This window comes from Siphonobacter sp. SORGH_AS_0500 (assembly GCF_002838835.1).
Classification (GTDB): domain Bacteria; phylum Bacteroidota; class Bacteroidia; order Cytophagales; family Spirosomataceae; genus Siphonobacter.
Map to the genome: position 1 here is coordinate 39,338 of NZ_NHPP01000019.1, position 16,411 is coordinate 55,748.

Annotated in this window: 12 protein-coding genes; 5 read left to right on the top strand and 7 right to left on the bottom strand. The window is 45.4% G+C overall.

Going from position 1 to position 16,411, the window contains the following annotated elements; genetic code table 11:
- Positions 1-74 precede the first annotated feature (74 nt).
- Positions 75-758, top strand: coding sequence for a peptidoglycan DD-metalloendopeptidase family protein (locus BWI96_RS18380; RefSeq protein ID WP_106637984.1), 684 nt, complete (start codon positions 75-77; stop codon positions 756-758).
- Positions 759-1,134: 376 nt separating this feature from the next.
- Here the strand turns inward: BWI96_RS18380 and BWI96_RS18385 are convergent, their stop codons facing one another.
- Positions 1,135-2,763: a hypothetical protein gene (locus BWI96_RS18385; protein ID WP_106637985.1), complete on the bottom strand. Its 1,629-nt coding sequence runs from the start codon at positions 2,761-2,763 to the stop codon at positions 1,135-1,137.
- A 135-nt stretch (positions 2,764-2,898) separates the two neighbouring features.
- Positions 2,899-3,438: a hypothetical protein gene (locus BWI96_RS18390; protein WP_106637986.1), complete on the bottom strand. Its 540-nt coding sequence runs from the start codon at positions 3,436-3,438 to the stop codon at positions 2,899-2,901.
- Between the two features lie 456 nt (positions 3,439-3,894).
- On the opposite strand from BWI96_RS18390, the gene BWI96_RS18395 reads away from it, so the two are divergent.
- Both BWI96_RS18395 and BWI96_RS18400 read left to right on the top strand, forming a co-directional pair.
- Positions 3,895-5,169: an aminotransferase class I/II-fold pyridoxal phosphate-dependent enzyme gene (locus tag BWI96_RS18395; RefSeq protein WP_232793802.1), complete on the top strand. Its 1,275-nt coding sequence runs from the start codon at positions 3,895-3,897 to the stop codon at positions 5,167-5,169.
- A 221-nt stretch (positions 5,170-5,390) separates the two neighbouring features.
- Entirely contained in the window at positions 5,391-5,573 is a 183-nt protein-coding gene (locus BWI96_RS18400) for a histone H1 (protein ID WP_106637987.1), read from the top strand.
- Between the two features lie 61 nt (positions 5,574-5,634).
- On the opposite strand, the gene BWI96_RS18405 is transcribed toward BWI96_RS18400, so the two are convergent.
- Positions 5,635-6,036, bottom strand: coding sequence for a MaoC family dehydratase (locus BWI96_RS18405; protein ID WP_106638022.1), 402 nt, complete (start codon positions 6,034-6,036; stop codon positions 5,635-5,637).
- Positions 6,037-6,415: 379 nt separating this feature from the next.
- Here BWI96_RS18405 and mdh point away from each other — a divergent pair, with 379 nt between their 5' ends.
- Positions 6,416-7,336, top strand: a complete 921-nt coding sequence (gene mdh / locus BWI96_RS18410; protein ID WP_106637988.1) for a malate dehydrogenase — start codon at positions 6,416-6,418, stop codon at positions 7,334-7,336.
- Positions 7,337-7,429: 93 nt separating this feature from the next.
- On the opposite strand, the gene azu is transcribed toward mdh, so the two are convergent.
- Entirely contained in the window at positions 7,430-7,906 is a 477-nt protein-coding gene (gene azu, locus BWI96_RS18415; RefSeq protein ID WP_106637989.1) for an azurin, read from the bottom strand.
- Between the two features lie 756 nt (positions 7,907-8,662).
- Here azu and pgeF point away from each other — a divergent pair.
- Positions 8,663-9,415 carry a peptidoglycan editing factor PgeF gene (gene pgeF / locus BWI96_RS18420; protein WP_369804219.1) on the top strand — a complete coding sequence of 251 codons (753 nt, stop codon included), beginning with the start codon at positions 8,663-8,665 and terminating at the stop codon, positions 9,413-9,415.
- A 50-nt stretch (positions 9,416-9,465) separates the two neighbouring features.
- Here the strand turns inward: pgeF and BWI96_RS18425 are convergent, their stop codons facing one another.
- The 3 genes from BWI96_RS18425 to BWI96_RS18435 all read right to left on the bottom strand — a co-directional run bounded on the left by BWI96_RS18425 (position 9,466) and on the right by BWI96_RS18435 (position 16,120).
- On the bottom strand, positions 9,466-10,596 hold the full coding sequence (locus BWI96_RS18425) for an alpha/beta hydrolase (protein WP_106637991.1): 1,131 nt from the start codon (positions 10,594-10,596) through the stop codon (positions 9,466-9,468).
- A gap of 497 nt (positions 10,597-11,093) precedes the next feature.
- On the bottom strand, positions 11,094-13,718 hold the full coding sequence (locus tag BWI96_RS18430) for a glycoside hydrolase family 2 TIM barrel-domain containing protein (RefSeq protein ID WP_106637992.1): 2,625 nt from the start codon (positions 13,716-13,718) through the stop codon (positions 11,094-11,096).
- A 110-nt stretch (positions 13,719-13,828) separates the two neighbouring features.
- A complete protein-coding gene (locus tag BWI96_RS18435) occupies positions 13,829-16,120 on the bottom strand; it encodes a GH92 family glycosyl hydrolase (protein WP_106637993.1) in 2,292 nt (763 codons plus the stop codon).
- Positions 16,121-16,411: the final 291 nt, after the last annotated feature.

Sequence of the window (16,411 nt, forward strand, 5' to 3'; positions counted from 1 at the left end):
TTTTTAATTGTTGATAGAAATAAAAAATGGTCAAATATAAGCGAAGTTTGAGGTAAGCCAAATACAGGCCATCTATGAAACTTACTGAGACTCTTCAAAAATACCAAATTTCCTTTGCTCCGGTCATGTCTTTTGACTGGAAAAAAATGCCCGTAAAGATTCTGGATTTTACGGCGGGTAATCGGGCACTGGAACAGCAAAATCTGACACAAACGGCGGATTTTGCCGCTTTTGTAACCCAGGAAATTGAAGCGGCAGGGGCCGTTTATGGGGTAGGGGGGTATAATGAACACCGGGTTTTATACCGCCGAAGTCCGCATTTTCAGCAAGCGGAAGAACCCCGGGAAATTCATTTGGGAATTGATATTTGGGCAAAAGCCGGAACCCCAGTGGCTGCACCCCTAAAGGGAAGAATTCATAGCTTTCGGGATAATGCTAATTTCGGAGATTACGGGCCAACAATTATTCTTGAACACGAGCTCGACGGACAGCCGTTTTATACCTTATACGGTCATTTGAGTCGAACGTCTTTAGTGGGGAAAGAAGTTGGACAGCATATTCAGGCGGGAGAGGTATTTGCTGAATTAGGTCCCTTTCCAGAAAACGGCGACTGGCCGCCGCATTTACACATTCAGGTCATTGAAAATCTGGAAGGCTGGTCGGGAGATTATCCGGGCGTGTGTGCCGTTAGTCAGCGTGAAAAGTATCTGAATAACTGCCCCGATCCCAACCTGATTTTGCAGATCCCAGGGTTGTAAAGAATACTTTTTTACTACCCTGTCATCCAGAGCAAAGGACCTTCCTTATGTCCTAGCTAATTTCTTACAGGTAACTAGTAATTAGGGCCTTACAAAACGTAGAGACGCGACTTCATCGCGTCTGGCCGGGAAATGGAAGTATTTTAAAGGTACCTAGGCTGTGGTTGGTGTCTCACCAACCACGGTTTGCGTACAAATGACTGGTGAGACACCAGCCATGGCGGGGAGAACAGACGCGATATAGATGATAGAGAAAGGAACATTCAAGGCAACAGATAGAAGGAACAATAGATAATCTGAGCTAATCGATCTTTCGGATCTGTGATTCGAAATCCATCTGCAAGGGATTGGTAATCCTCTGCCGCCAACATCCTACTTAGAAAATGCTCCGCCATTCATAAGGCTTTAGCGTAATTACTACTGCCCCGGGCAAGCGAACGGCGAACGTTTCGTCGGTATGATTAGCGATTAAGGTCGTTTTCCAGCCGTTTGCTTTCTCCAGAATTAAACTGCTGCAACGCAAAGGTTGAGAAGTTCGGCTGGGAATAAGCTGCTCGGGCTTAAACTCACTTAAAAAAGCAAAAAGCTCGTAAACGGGCGTTGGACTCTCTTCATAGATAATGCCATCGGGACCGAAAAGGTCATAATAGGTGATCGCTTCAGCTCCGGCTTCGGCGAGGTATTTATAACTGCCAATGGTCCAACTGGCGGCAAAAGGTGTCTGAAGCCGTTCATCCGTTTGATCGGCAAATCGTACGGGCGAAATCTGAACAGGCTTTTCAGAAAGCTGAATGGCTGACCGAACGGTTTCGGCTTGTCCAGCCAGATTTTCAACAATAGAAACTTCATCAAAGCAATGGACCTGTGGACAGATGGAATAACTTACAAAGTCAACCCGTGCGTATTCAAAAGGATTACGGTTGAATTCTACGAAGAAGTTAGTCGTTCCTCCACCCATGCGTAAGGTAGGCCAGCGAGATTCTAACAGGGGTAAGGCTTGCTCCAATAACTCATTCGTGGTCAAACCGTTTTCGTTAAGCAGGACGACTTCTTTGATGAGTGACTTGGACTTAAAGACATTCAGATCGGGTACTGCATTCAAGTCAATTAAGACCGCCAGCAGAATAGGGATATTCAGCTTCTCGATTTCCCTGAAAGCGGCAAAAAATGTCTCCTGCCAGTGCTTTTCGGTTAAATCCAGTTCCAGGCGAATATGCGAAGGCGAAAGCTTCCGCAGCAGCTCAATTTCTTTTTCAGTAAGGGTACGGTTTTCCTTGGGCCAGCATAGACCCCACTTAGCCAGTGGCTGCGATTCTCCTGCTAAATCCACCCGTACATTTGGGTTGGGACTGATATACAAAGGCCATTCTCCCGAAAAAGATAAAAAAGCTTTTTGCTGAAAAACTTCACCTTTGCTTACGGCCACGGGCTTGGGTAAGCTCTGGGGTGTAGCGTAAGTTTTATAGGAAGTATCCGAGTAGTTCCGCTGATCTTCCGTTTCAAAAATGTCGCCTTCAAGCTGTAGCTGAGCTTTCAGGCCGTTGATGGCGTGCCATTCCAGGCCGGCAACGGTCATGAAAGGTTGATGCGGTAAGATCAAGTCCGGGAAGGTTGATGGCGTTTCTTCTCCGTTGGGATGAATAACCCTGACAATCTGATTTTTGAAGCCTTCAATGGGATGCAAAATGCAAAGGCCAAGTCGATTTTTAGAAAAATCTTCCAGAGCCGTACCCTGCCAGTCAAACGTGACGGTGCCGTCTGCTTCACCTGTAATGGTTACTTCACCTGCCATCTTGGGTTCGTCAGTCGTCCAGCGATAATATACCTTAAAAGTATCTTCCGATGGTTCAATGCGTTCGTCCTGAATAGTAATGTCAGCCGTGCCCCAATTTTCATCGCGGATGGCCACGTAAATCCTCCTCAGAATTTCCTGATCATTAATGGTAAAGTAGCGTAATGAGCCTTCGTGGTAAAGTAGCGTGAGGTTTCCGGCACGTAATAACATGGGGCATTCCATTTAATAGTGATCACTCAACTCGCAAAAAAAGAATGCCTGTGAAGCTTAACGTTTGGCTAACGATCAAGCATAATAGAGTCAACGGATGCGGGAGTTATGAAGTTGACACAAAACCATTCGAACTTACTCCTCTACCCTTCGAGGCTTAATCTTCCATTCCTGTAATAAACTATCTCTGAACAACTGAGCCGTCTGGGTAGTGGGAATTTCGAAGGAACTGATGGTCGGTAGACCCGCTACTTCAAGCCGGGTTCGGAGTTGCCGTTTGGCTGTGCTGTCCGGGTAATAATCAAAGTGCATCAAATGATGACCTTTAGGAAGGGGATAATAATAAGTATCTGTTTCGCGAATGAGTTTTTGCTGACGAATGACCATCTCTTTCTTCCAGAAATAAGGTCGATTAATAGCGGGAATCTGTGCGGGAAGCCAGTACAAATGGTACATTCCTGAAGTATCCTGCGTGACTTGGGGCTGATCACTGTCCAGGACGGGTTCTAACTTTAATGCTTTTCTCTGTTCGTTGAGACGTACACCGAAAGGCTCCGTGTGAAATAGATTTTGAGTACGCTGAGGATACGTTTGAATGAGATTCCAGGTTAGAATGCCTACACCGACGACTAAGATGAAAAAGATAAACCGATCAATTCTACGAAGAAAATGCATAAGGAGTATGGCTGTACAGCAAGGGTAACTTTCTAAAACAATAGTGGGAATTACAAACTACCATTAACGACCGATCTGGAAAATATAGACTGTAATTTATTGCAAGTCAGTAAATTACCGTTTCGGCCTATGGGTTTGATTAATGCTTGGAAGAGACAGGACAATTACTCGTAAAACAATTGATTCATGCTAGGGTTTATGGCTTTATACTTTTGTATGAAATCGTTAATATTTTTAAATTCGTCGCAAAATAGCCAAACTACTTAGACCCAATCAAAAAGCAAAAAACAATTGCTTGGTGTTATCGTAGAAAAATCCTATTTTAGCGGCGTAGAAATCGTGAAAAAGCAGTAATCAAACGGATGAAATTTTCGGGATGAAATCTCGGAAAAGTACTAGTAAAGAGCACCATTTTTTGATTACTGCTCAATGTTAACAATAAAAATCTGATTGAACGTGGCAGATATTTTTGAACGTCGTCTGGCTAACCTGGGGCCTCTCGGACAGTATTCCGACAAAGTCCATGGGTACTTTGCTTTTCCTTACCTTGAAGGAGAGATTGGCCCTCGTATGAAGTTCCATGGAAAGCAGATGCTGAACTGGAGCCTGAATAACTATTTAGGGTTAGCCAATCACCCGGAAGTACGGAAAGCAGATGCCGAAGCTGCTGCGGAATGGGGTATGGCCGCTCCGATGGGAGCCCGGATGATGTCGGGTCAAACGCCGTATCATGAGGCTCTGGAACGCCAACTGGCTGACTTCGTAGAAAAAGAAGACGCCTTCCTGCTTAACTTCGGTTATCAGGGGGTTATGTCCACCATCGAAGCCATTGTTGATTATAAAGATATTATCGTTTACGATGCAGAAAGTCACGCCTGTCTGATTGACGGTATTCGGCTGCACAAAGCGAAATTAGGTAAGTACTTTACCTTCAAGCATAACGACATGGAGTCCTTGGAGAAAAACCTCCAACGGGCTACGAAACTGGCCGACGAGCAGGGTGGTGGCGTTCTGGTTATTACGGAAGGTGTGTTTGGAATGTCTGGTAACATCGGTAAACTTGATGAAATCGTAGCTCTCAAGCAAAAGTACAATTTCCGTTTATTAGTAGACGACGCTCACGGTTTTGGGACGATGGGTAAGAATGGTTCAGGCGTAGCCGAGCACCTGGGTGTGCAGGCGGGTGTGGACTTGCATTTCTCAACGTTCGCTAAATCAATGGCTAGTATTGGTGGTTTCATTGCTGGACCTAAAGCCATCATCCAGTACCTGCGTTACAACATGCGTTCACAAACGTACGCCAAGTCACTGCCGATGCCACTGGTATTGGGTGCGATGAAGCGTCTGGAACTGGTTCGTACGCAGCCTGAATTGCGTGAAAATCTCTGGAATATCGTTCGTGCCGTGCAGAATGGTCTTCGCGAACGTGGTTTTGATATTGGTACGACGCAGTCGCCTGTTACGCCTGTGTTCTTACACGGACAATACGATGGTAGTGTGGTAACTCAGTTAGTAGCTGACTTACGCGAAAATCTGGGTATTTTCTGTTCTATCGTGGTGTACCCCGTTGTGCCGAAAGGAGTAATTATGTTGCGGATTATCCCAACGGCTGTTCATACGCTGGCAGATGTTGAAGAAACGCTGGATGCTTTTGATATCATTCAAGAGAAACTTACTAAGGGCGAATATGCGAATAAAGGATTTGCTGACGTAAGCAAAACTACGGTTTAGTAGCCCTAAACGCTGTTTACCCTTTACCTTTTATTCAGAAAAGACTGGATAAAATGGGGTATTTTTCTGCTCAAAGGATAAAATTGTATAATTTTTCCAAGAACTTTCACATTTTCGAGCCGGGTTCACTTGCGGGAATAGCGTAAATGCCTAAATTTCGCCAAAAATGCACTTTTGCATACTTTCAATCATTCGTTATACATTATAAACACCAGACTCACATGAGCAGATTCTCAGAACTCAAAGAATTGGTATTATCCCTAGAAGGCGACTTCGAAAAATTCTACGATAAACAAAACCAGGCTGCGGGCACACGTGTTCGCAAAGGTATGCAAGACCTAAAAGTGTTGGCTCAGGATATTCGTTCTGAAGTACAAGAAAAGAAAAATGAAAAAGAAGGCTAGTCGCCATCCTCTTTATCGATAACCCTCGAATGATCGCATTCGAGGGTTTTTTATTGCCTTGTTAGAAATGCTCTTTGTTCATTACCGCGGCCACGCCCCGGGTGGTTACTTTCTTGGTCTGGGCATCAATAATTTCGGTAGAGATCTCGGCAGTGTGTTTATCAGCATTAACGCTGAGCACTTCAAAACGAGCTTCATAAGCCACGTCTACAAACATGGGGCGTAAAAATTCGAGTGACTGCTTCACGTATACGCTACCCGCTCCGGGGAACTTCGTACCAATAACATTAGAAAAAATGCTGGCTCCCAGAATGCCGTGGATAATCGGTTTCTTGAACGGAGTTGTCGCTGCAAATTCAGCGTCTAAGTGTAATGGATTATTATCACCGGAAACTTCCGCAAAACGGATGACATCTTCTTGTGAAAACTGAAAGGAATGCTGGTAATTATCGCCAATAGTCATGATATGGAGTGATAGATAAGGAATGCAAATGATCCACAAAGGAAGGGGCTTCGCTTGATAAATGCATAGAAATAAATCAGCTTCTGAAGATTCATTCGGTCTTTTCTCTACAATATCAACGGGTTTCAGTAACATTGTCCTTTAGTCGAATTCAGCACTAGCATTTTGAGTTATGAAAAAAATCTGGGCGGCAATCCACAAATATCGCCAGTATATTGGCGTCGATGGAGCCATGTATTTATCGTTCATTATCGTCCTCATAATTCTCTTCATCTTTTTCTCGTGAATAAAGTTCAATAGTAAATGTTCTATTAATTGTTGGAATATTTACTTAATTGCAACGTATTCACCTTCGTTCACGATTTTAAACGTAGATTCCATGAAAATCACCGTTGTAGGAGCTGGAGCCGTTGGAGCTACCTGTGCTGATAACATCGTTCGGCGAGAATTGGCTCAGGAAGTAGTCTTGCTTGATATTAAAGAAGGACTGGCAGAGGGAAAGTCACTGGATATGTTTCAAACCGCCACTCTGCTGGATTTTGATTCCCGGATAGTCGGTTCAACCAATGATTACGCCAAAACGGCTGGCTCTGATGTCGTCGTGATTACCTCGGGAATTCCGCGAAAACCCGGCATGACCCGCGAAGAACTGATCGGTATTAACGCGGGGATTGTGAAAACGGTTACGACGCAGATTCTGGAACATTCGCCCGAAGCGATCATTGTTGTGATCTCCAATCCAATGGACACCATGACTTATTTAGCTCTGCAAACGGCGGGAGTTTCCAAGCATAAGATCATCGGCATGGGTGGAATTCTGGATTCAGCCCGATTTAAAACCTACCTGTCGCTGGCGATGGATGTGCCACCGTCGGATTTACAGGCTACGGTTATTGGCGGTCACGGCGATACCACGATGATTCCTCTGACTCGACTGGCAACTTATTCAGGAACGCCCGTCAGTCAATATCTGGATGAAACTACCTTACAGAAAGTAGCCTCAGATACGATGGTCGGTGGAGCAACGCTGACGGGATTAATCGGGACTTCAGCCTGGTATGCTCCGGGAGCTGCGGGAGCCTTACTCGTTGAAAGTATTGTCAGAGATCAGAAGCGGATTCTTCCCTGCTGTGTGTATCTGGAAGGTGAATACGGTCAATCAGATATTTGTTTGGGCGTGCCTGTAGTAATCGGCAAAAATGGCTGGGAAAAAGTCATTGACTTTGGTCTGACTGAAGCTGAACAGGCCGCATTCAATAAGTCAGCAGAAGCCGTTAGGAATATGAACAGTGTACTATAGTTTGAGAACGTTTTTAATAAAGTAAAAGCGGTCTGGAGAACCTCCAGACCGCTTTTACTTTATTAAAAACGTGAAGAATAGCTTCGTTTACGCTTATTCTACAACGAACTTACCCTGCATGATGCCATAGTGACCGGGGAAGCTACAGATATACGTATACGTTCCTTTTTTAGGAGCCGTAAATTCGATGGTATCGCTTTCGCCACCGCCTAGCAGTTTGGTATGAGCCACGATACTAGCTGACTCTGACTTAGGAATATATTCTGTACTGGAAGCCATATTAGCTTTCGAGGCAAAAGCTTGTAAATCGGTGCCGGGTTTTAGCAACACGAAGTTATGACCCATGGCTTGTTTGGCAAATTTACCCGTATGTTTGAGCGTCAGCTTTACTTTCTGGCCAGCTTTCACTTTAAATTCTTTTTTATCAAACTGCATGGCATCGTTCGCATTCAGGACCAATGCTTTAGCAGGTTTACCAGCTTGAGCGGAAGCTTCAGTTGCAGGTAGGAAAGTAGATACACTACATAAAGCAAGAGCAGCCGCAAAGAGCCGGAAACGTTTCGTGTTCATAGATTTATTTTTATTTAGTTTAAATTAGTGGCAAATTAAATCAAAACTCCTTACACCTATAACAGAGATCAGACGTTTTTTATTCCATCTGTCTAGAATACTTAACACTTATTAAGGAGTTTGGAGCGGCCGCCGCTGCGGTTTGGAGTTTGGAGTTTGGAGTTTGGAGTTTGGAGTTTGGAGTTTGGAGTTTGGAAAGGTAAAACCTATAAAGGTAGGGGAGTTGTTTGGAAATGGGAATCATAACCCCGGAGGGGTTGAACCTGAATAGCCCCGGATGTTAATCCGGTTTTTTGTGTGAGGTACATACTCCTGCCCTGGCTGGTATCCTCACCAGTCAAAGAGCCTAGTGGTTGGTGAAGACACCAACCACGGTGGATGGGAAGAGGTTTGGAAATGGGAGGTATAACCCCAGAAGGGTTGAATGTGGATAGCCCCGGGTGATAACCCGGGGTAAACGTTGGACGGGCCATACGCTCCCGCCCTGGCTGGTGTCTTCACCAGCCAAAAAGTATAGTGGTTAGTGAGGACCCCAACCAGGGCGGAAAAAGCATACAATCAAGCATTCAAGTAGAGATACGACTTTACTGCGTCTGGTCGGTAAATAAAAATCCTTTCAATCGTGATGAAACTGCCTCTTACCCAGTTGCGATGAAGTCACGTCTCTACCAGAGGGACGGGCTGAAACTGAGGTTTGCTCATGGGTCAAAACAATAAATCATTAGTTTTGAGCTTTCTTATCAAGTTTAGATGGCCATGAGTACTAAGTCTCTTTTTTATACACCCCCCATATTCCAAGCATTTTCAGAATTAATTGCCGCTCAGAGCACGCGTCACGGTGGCGTGAGCCAATCGCCCTATCATAGTCTGAATTTGGGCGGTTCTACGCAGGATGATCCTGAAGCGGTTCTTGAGAACAAACGCCTTTTTTACGAGAGTTTAGGAATCAAAGAAAGCCAGGTGGCTTCTTCTCATCAGGTGCACGGAACGGAGATATTTATAACCAATCAACCTGGACGAGAACAGGGGCACGATGCCGTCATAACTAATCAGGCTGGGGTAATGGCTTTGGTAACCATTGCCGACTGCACACCAATTCTAGTATATGATGCCCGTACCCAAGCAGTTGCTGCCATTCACGCAGGGTGGCGGGGGACAGTAGCTGGAATTGTAGCAAAAACACTAAAAACGATGCAGGAAACCTACGGAACTCAACCTGAAGACTGTTATGCCTGGGTTGGTACTTGCATTGACGAGTGTTCGTTTGAAGTAGGGAGCGATGTGTCCGATCATTTCGCCGATCGTTTTAAACGTTGGGACGAAAGCAGGCAAAAATTCTTCGTGGATTTGAAAGCCGCTAATGCCTACCCCTTGCAAAGCTTTGGTATTCCTGATTCTCAAATTGAAATATCACCTTATTCAACGGTCCTTCACAATGAAGATTACTTCTCCCATCGTCTTGAAAAGGGCATAACGGGACGAATGGTCGCAGTCATTGGCAGAAAATAAAAGAGGGACGCAAAACGTTTGCATCCCTCTTTCTATAAAATCATCACTCACTATCGACCAAAAGCACTTCTCAGTCGTGAAGCCGCGTATTCCTGAGCATCCTGAGCATTGGGCTCGATGGCATAAGTTCCAAAGAATTCGTGGGTTACACCTTCATACAGACGGTATTCCGTACTTACTCCGGCAGAAGTAAATTTGTCTGCCAACTGTTTGCCTTCCGTTTGCAGGGGATCGATCTCCGCTCCGATGATAGTCGTGGCAGGTAAACCACTTAGTGTGGCTACGTCAACCAGCGAGATATATCTGCTATCGCCGTCAGACATAGTGCGGAAATATTTGTCCACAAACCACTCTACCAGAGGCTTGCTTAGCGGTTTTGCGTTTGCATACGTATTATACGAGGCGGTAGTTAAATCATTATTAGCTACTGGATACACTAGGAGTTGGTGAATCGGCATTGGGAAATTGTTCTCACGAGCCATGATACTTACCCCAACGGCCATATTACCACCGGCACTTTCACCGGCTACGGCAATTTTAGTAGAATCGCCATTGAGTGAAGCGGCATTTCGTCTTACCCATTTGTAGGCTTCGTAACTGTCTATATGAGCCGTTGGGAACTTATTTTCGGGTGCTTTACGGTATTCAACAGAAACGACTATTGCTCCAGTATTGCGAGCCATTGCACGGGCTGAAGCCTCATACACTTCGGGACTGGCAATAACCCAGCCACCGCCGTGGTAATACACAATGACGGGTAAATTACCACTAGCCCCTTGCGGACGATATACTACTGCCCGGATGTTTGTACCACCATAACCGGGAATCAGGCGTTGACTGGTATCTACCTGCATGTCAGGAGGCGTAATGTTGTTTCTGCTCAGCAAAGAGCTAACGGCGTCTTTAATGGATGGTTTGGTACGGGCCTGCTGAGGAGTGAGGGTATAAAGGGGAGTCGAATCCAGACGAGCCATTTCTTCGATAATAGCCTGCATTTGTGGCTTAATGGTGGGTCCCCAGGAAGGCTTGGGACCAGTCGGTTGAATATCCTTACCCGGATCCGTGTCGTCATTTTTGTTGCAAGCCGTTAAGCTTAGCAGAGCGAACATCGCCAGAAGATAACCTCCCTTCAAAAGAAGTCGATGCTTCTTTTCTGCATACGTATTCAATGTTGATTTCATGTGGAGTTGGATTTGTTAAATGACTTTTTATTTCCTTAACTCCCTGAAATTCACATACCATACTTAAATTCATTAGCCTTAATAACTAGGAGAAAAGTAGCTAAACTAGTAGGGTTTACTTATTAGATTTATTTGAATAAATTAATGAATCAGCTAATGACTCACCTAGTTAATAGACTCGAGATAAGATAATTACTTGAAATAACGGAGAACTAGACAGTTGAAATAACGGAAAGAAGGGCATTCATCCAGAATTGATGAATCCGGTCAGGAAGGGTGAGCATACCTTCAGAGTAAGCTTATGCTTTGATAAGATCAAATGGCAAAATAATATACGCCGTTCAGGATTATTCGCAACCTTTTGAGCAAGCGATACCTCAGATGAAATATTTGTTGTATAGCTGTCTAGCCTCCAAATTTCCGTTAACAACCCTCTAAAACAGACCTTCCCGAAAGTTCTTAAACTTCCGGGAAGGGCATAAACAACGAATAATCCATTACAATCCAATAGGAATGAAACGGTCCCCTATATTCCAGCCTTCCAGCGAAACGAGCGGTTTGTCTTCGGTTTTGGGTGTATATTCCAGCGTTATGGTTTTTTGTTCCCCCGGTAATATCGAAATGTAATTATCGCTATAAAAGACGGGTAACACGCGTTGCTTCGTTTGCGAGTGTACCAGCGAGATTCGATTGAAAAACGCTACCGGATTATTGGCTTCATTGCGTAGCGTTACTGCAATTTTACCTTTGGCTACTTGTCGGGCCGTAGCCTGAATGTCTACTTTCTTTAACTGCTGTAAGCCCGTGTAGGTGCCTTTCTCATTTGGTAACCAGTACAGGTTATCACTCACCACTTCCTTATTCAAATTCAACAGACGTAAGGACAGAAACACGCCGTCTTCTTTCGCAGCTTTTTCCAAAGCTTTCGCTATGGACAGGTAAGGGCGTGCCGTGCTGGGGCCAATTTCTGTGAATACCTGTGTAATCACCGTTTCCTTGCCCTTCATGTCGTAGAGCTTCACGACCATCATTAAGTCGCGTTGCGTCTGAAAGGTATTATTCGCCATCATTACCATGCTGTCCACAGGATTATACATGATGTGCAACGGCTCGCTACCGCTATGCAAGCCATACAAGCAGGCATTCGGATCGAGGTAATAATCGTACATCTGACCGCGAAGAGCCGTCCAGGGGTTTTGCGTTTTCCAGATGATACTTCCCGTATACCATTCCCACATGTGTGAAGAGAAACCTTCCATCAATGCCCGGTACTGATCGTAATTAACGACCTGAGCTTTCAGTCCGAAATCGCGGGTATCTTTAGCCTTACCGTAAGGGTCAATGTACTCGTCGTATCCAATGTATTTATGGTAGTCCCACACCGAATCCACTTTTGATTTACCATTACTGAATTGGGGAGCAGTAAGATTTTCCTTCGGAATAAAGCGTTCGAGCGACTGAATATCTCCTACACCCACTGAACCCACTTCGGAGTTGAAAGGCCAGGTTTTGAAGGACCAGAATTTAGCAATGGGTTGAATGCCATAAGGCCCGTCACCATTACCGCCGAGTGAATTGAAGGACATATCATCCGAGTTGGAATAATCAATGAACCAACGCGTGCCATCCAGAGCAGGTAACAGGGAATCACGGAGTGGTAACATGATGTCAGTAGGCAAGGTAATTTCGTTCCCTCCACACCAGATGGCCAGCGAAGGGTAATTCCGAATCATCTTAATCTGATCGGCGGCTGATTCAAGGAATAGCGAATGGTCGTCGGGATATTTTCGGCGAGTCCACTGATCTTCCAGTTTCGCGGGATCTACCCAACGGCCATTGCAGTCGCCCGAACCCCAGAAATCCTGCATAACCAGTAATCCATATTTATCACAGGCTTCGTAAAATTCAGGACGTTCGGTAATGGCTCCTCCCCAGATGCGAATCAGGTTGAGGTGCATATCGCGGTGAAAGCGAATCTCGGCATCATAACGTTCAGGGGAGAAGCGTAGCATGGCATCCGAGATAATCCAGTTACCGCCCTTGATAAATACTTTCTGTCCGTTTACCGAAACCTGCTTGCTGCGGGTGGTGGCGTTCCATTCCGTTTGAATTTCCCGAACACCAATATTGATTTTTTCTTCATCTGAAACGTTCGCTCCCGCTACAAACTGAATCGTGACTGGATATAAATGTTGCTGACCATACCCATAAGGCCACCACAGTTTAGGATTGTTCAGCGTTAAGGCGGGTAAGTCAACAGTTACCGTAGATTTAGCGGGGATACTTACTTTTTTAGAAATTTTAGTGCCTTCAAGCGTGTATTGAACCATTCCCTCCACGCGGTTGGCTGTAGGATTTTCCAGCTCCGTAGATACTTTAATCGTTGCGGGTTTCTGTGGGCCCTCGGGCATCCGTTTGCCGGGAACGAGCGTAACCACGTGCGGATTTTTCAGATGAATGGCTCCCGTTTTTTCAATCGTTACCTTATCCCAAATGCCCGTGTTACGATCGCGGATGGGTTGAATCCAGTCCCAACCCGCTACGTATTGATGCGAAACGTTTTTAGCAATCGTACCGTCGCCGCCCTGTCCACCGTTAGGGTTACCTACCGGATCGGGAGGATAGACAATGACCGCCAAACGGTTGGGGCTGCCTTTTTTCAGGTAAGGCGTAATGTTAAACGTCTTCCGCAGAAACATGCCCGTGTGGGGCTTATCGGTTAATTTTTTTCCGTTCAGGAATACTTCACAACTGTAATTAATGCCCCGAAACTGAAGCCAGACCTGCTCACCTGATTGAGCTTCTTCCTTAAAATCTTTGACGAACCAATAGGTGTAATAATCCCGACCCGTGTGGTAAATGTCTGGAATGTGCTTGTTATTCATTCCGTAAAAAGGATCGGGAATCTGCTTATTATTCAGCAGGGTCGTCAGCACCGTGCCGGGAACGGTGGCGGGTTGCCAGTTGGCCAGGCTGTACGAAGGATTGGAAAGTTCCGTGCCTTTTACCGCTACTTTCCCAACGGGGGCACACTTCCAGCCCGCGTTGAGTTCATAAGGTTGCTGAGCAAAACCCAGAGCCGAAGTCAGTAGGGATGCCAGAGCAAGTAAGGTCTTTTTCATAGAATTGAGGGAAGAAATGTTTGAGGATTAAAAAAATAACCTCCGGCAAAACCAGATTCAACGGTTTCGCCGGAGGTTACATAAGGCCCTCCGGGCGGGTAAAAGATTAGTTAGTCGTGAATGGAACGTGGACGGTCGGCGGGATTGACGCCAAACGTTTTGCTGGGTTCTTTACCCATCAGAATTTCCATTTCACCACCATTCATCAGGTCTTGGTGTAATAAATAAGACCGGGTATAAGGCTTTCCATTCAGCTTAATGCTCTGAATGTACTTGTTCTCCGGACCGTTATTCACCGTTTTCAGGTGGAAGGTTTTTCCGTTACCCAATTGCAGAGCTACCTTGTCAAACACAGGACTACCAAATACGTAAGCTCCATTGGCAGGGTTTACGGGGTAGAAGCCCATCGAAGACAGGATATACCAGGCTGACATTTGACCGACATCTTCATTACCAATGATTCCGTCAGGTTTGGTAGTGTACATATGGTCAAGGATGTAGCGTACTTTTTCCGCCGTTTTCCAGGGTTGACCTACGTAAGTATACAGGTATGTTACGTGGTGACTGGGTTCATTTCCATGGGCATATTGACCAATCAGACCTGAAATGTCGTTGGAGGCCTCGGCTCCCATGTCACCTTTAATGATAAAAAGGGAATCCAGTTTTTGCGTGAACCCTTTTTCTCCACCCAGTAATTCAATCAAACCTTCCACATCTTGAGGCACCAGCCAGGTGTATTGCCAGGCATTACCTTCGGCGAAATCATCTTTTTCGTGACGCGAAACGAAAGGATTGAAAGGCGTCCGCCATTCTGTATCGGAAACCCGACCCCGCATGAAACGCGTGCTGGCGTCAAAGTTATTCCGGTAGTTTTTCGCCCGCTTGCTGAAGTAGGCGTAGTCTTCCATTTTACCCAGCCTCTTTGCTACCTGAGCCACGGCCCAGTCGTCGATGCTGTATTCCATGTTTTTCGCTACACTTTCCGTTTGCGTATCTGCTGGAATGTACCCTTTTGCTTTGATGTAATTCAGGCCGCGTTCATCCAGCATAGCCGATTTTTTCATTGCCTCAAAAGCCAGATTTACGTCAAAACCATTAAATCCTTTCAGAATGGCATCCGAGATAATGGGTAATGAACTGTTACCGGGCATGGTGTTTGTTTCATTACCTACTAAATGCCAGATGGGTAACTTACCCTGCTGCTGATAAATGTGCAGCATTGTGTTTACAATGTCATTCACGCGTTGACCCTGCGTAATCGTCAACAACGGATTTGCTGCCCGATACGTATCCCAAAGTGAAAAGGTAGTCAGGTTTTTGAACTTTGCGTTCGGGTATACTTTCTGATCTGCTCCGCGATAATCGCCGTTATGATCGTTGAACGTTGACGGAGCAATCATGGTGTGATACAGAGCCGTGTAAAAAACCTTCAAACGATCCTGATCTTTGGTCTGCACCTGAATTTTGCTCAGTTCCTTATTCCAGGATTCATCGGCATTTTTCGCTACCTGATCAAAATCCCAGCCCGGTACTTCGGCTTTAATATTAGCTAAAGCGTTGGCTTCACTGACGGGAGAAATTCCCACTTTTACAAGCACCTGATCGCCCTGTTTAGTAGCAAAACTCAGCACGCCTTTCACCTGATTCCCCTTGGCTGATTTGCCGGAAATGGCAGTGGTGGCATTGTATAAATCGAGTTTTTCGATGGGTTTCGAGAAAACGATGGCGAAGAATAACCGCTGATCTTTAGCCCAACCCGTTGAATAACGATACCCTGTTAAAGTGGTCGCGTCTTTTTGTTCGAGATACGTATCCGTTGCCCGATCCCAGCCAATGCCTTCTTTTAGATCAATGAGAATGTGTGATTCGTCAGATTTAGGGAAGGTATAGCGATGCATTCCCACCCGCTCGGAGGCGGTTAACTCCACACCAATATCATAGCGTTGCAATTTTACGGCATAATAACCGGGGTAAACCACTTCGTCATCGTGCGAGAAACGAGACATGTACCCGCTTGGTGAATTACCTGCTACGCTACGCTCTAGCCGGACTTTACCCGTCGTTGGAATCATGAGTACATCGCCTAAATCCCCGATACCCGTTCCGCTTAGGTGCGTGTGAGAGAAACCGGCAATCAGCGAGTCCGATACGTGGTAACCCGAACACCAGTCCCAGCCATCCCCTAACTTCCCGGGGTTCGCCTGTGTAGGTCCAATCTGTATTGCCCCAAAAGGAACGTTCGCCCCTAAAAATACGTGACCGTGAAAACCCGTACCAATGCGGGGATCAACATACTGGGTAAAATGCCCCGGCTTCGCTTTGGCAGCGGAAGAATGGGGTTTACTATGTTTGCCGCAAGCGGCAGCCAGCAGGGCCAAAGCCAGAATACTTACTTTTTTCATAAAAACAGAACACGCAAAGGCAGCAAGAGCCTCGGTAGAAATGTATCAATAGTGTTAGGTAACCCTAAGAAATCGTATTAAGGGAGTTGAAGTTAAGGAGCTTAGAAGGCGAATCCTTATTTTTTAAAATATTTTACAAATATGGGAAATGGTTTGGGCTAGAAAAGAAAACGATTGAAATTCTGGGAAGGCTACAAATACTTGGTGAAAAAATGATGGTTTTAAGGAAGTATAAAATTCTAAAACCGCCTTATAACAGAATTGCCGAATAATATTTGGAATCTAAAACGG

Bases quoted from the DNA above. Each gene is read 5' to 3' on its own strand.
- azu (WP_106637989.1), bottom strand. From the start codon at position 7,906: ATGAACACGAAACGTTTCCGGCTCTTTGCGGCTGCTCTTGCTTTATGT.
- BWI96_RS18380 (WP_106637984.1), top strand. From the start codon at position 75: ATGAAACTTACTGAGACTCTTCAAAAATACCAAATTTCCTTTGCTCCG.
- pgeF (WP_369804219.1), top strand. From the start codon at position 8,663: ATGAGTACTAAGTCTCTTTTTTATACACCCCCCATATTCCAAGCATTT.
- BWI96_RS18425 (WP_106637991.1), bottom strand. From the start codon at position 10,596: ATGAAATCAACATTGAATACGTATGCAGAAAAGAAGCATCGACTTCTT.
- BWI96_RS18385 (WP_106637985.1), bottom strand. From the start codon at position 2,763: ATGTTATTACGTGCCGGAAACCTCACGCTACTTTACCACGAAGGCTCA.
- mdh (WP_106637988.1), top strand. From the start codon at position 6,416: ATGAAAATCACCGTTGTAGGAGCTGGAGCCGTTGGAGCTACCTGTGCT.
- BWI96_RS18390 (WP_106637986.1), bottom strand. From the start codon at position 3,438: ATGCATTTTCTTCGTAGAATTGATCGGTTTATCTTTTTCATCTTAGTC.
- BWI96_RS18400 (WP_106637987.1), top strand. From the start codon at position 5,391: ATGAGCAGATTCTCAGAACTCAAAGAATTGGTATTATCCCTAGAAGGC.
- BWI96_RS18405 (WP_106638022.1), bottom strand. From the start codon at position 6,036: ATGACTATTGGCGATAATTACCAGCATTCCTTTCAGTTTTCACAAGAA.
- BWI96_RS18435 (WP_106637993.1), bottom strand. From the start codon at position 16,120: ATGAAAAAAGTAAGTATTCTGGCTTTGGCCCTGCTGGCTGCCGCTTGC.
- BWI96_RS18430 (WP_106637992.1), bottom strand. From the start codon at position 13,718: ATGAAAAAGACCTTACTTGCTCTGGCATCCCTACTGACTTCGGCTCTG.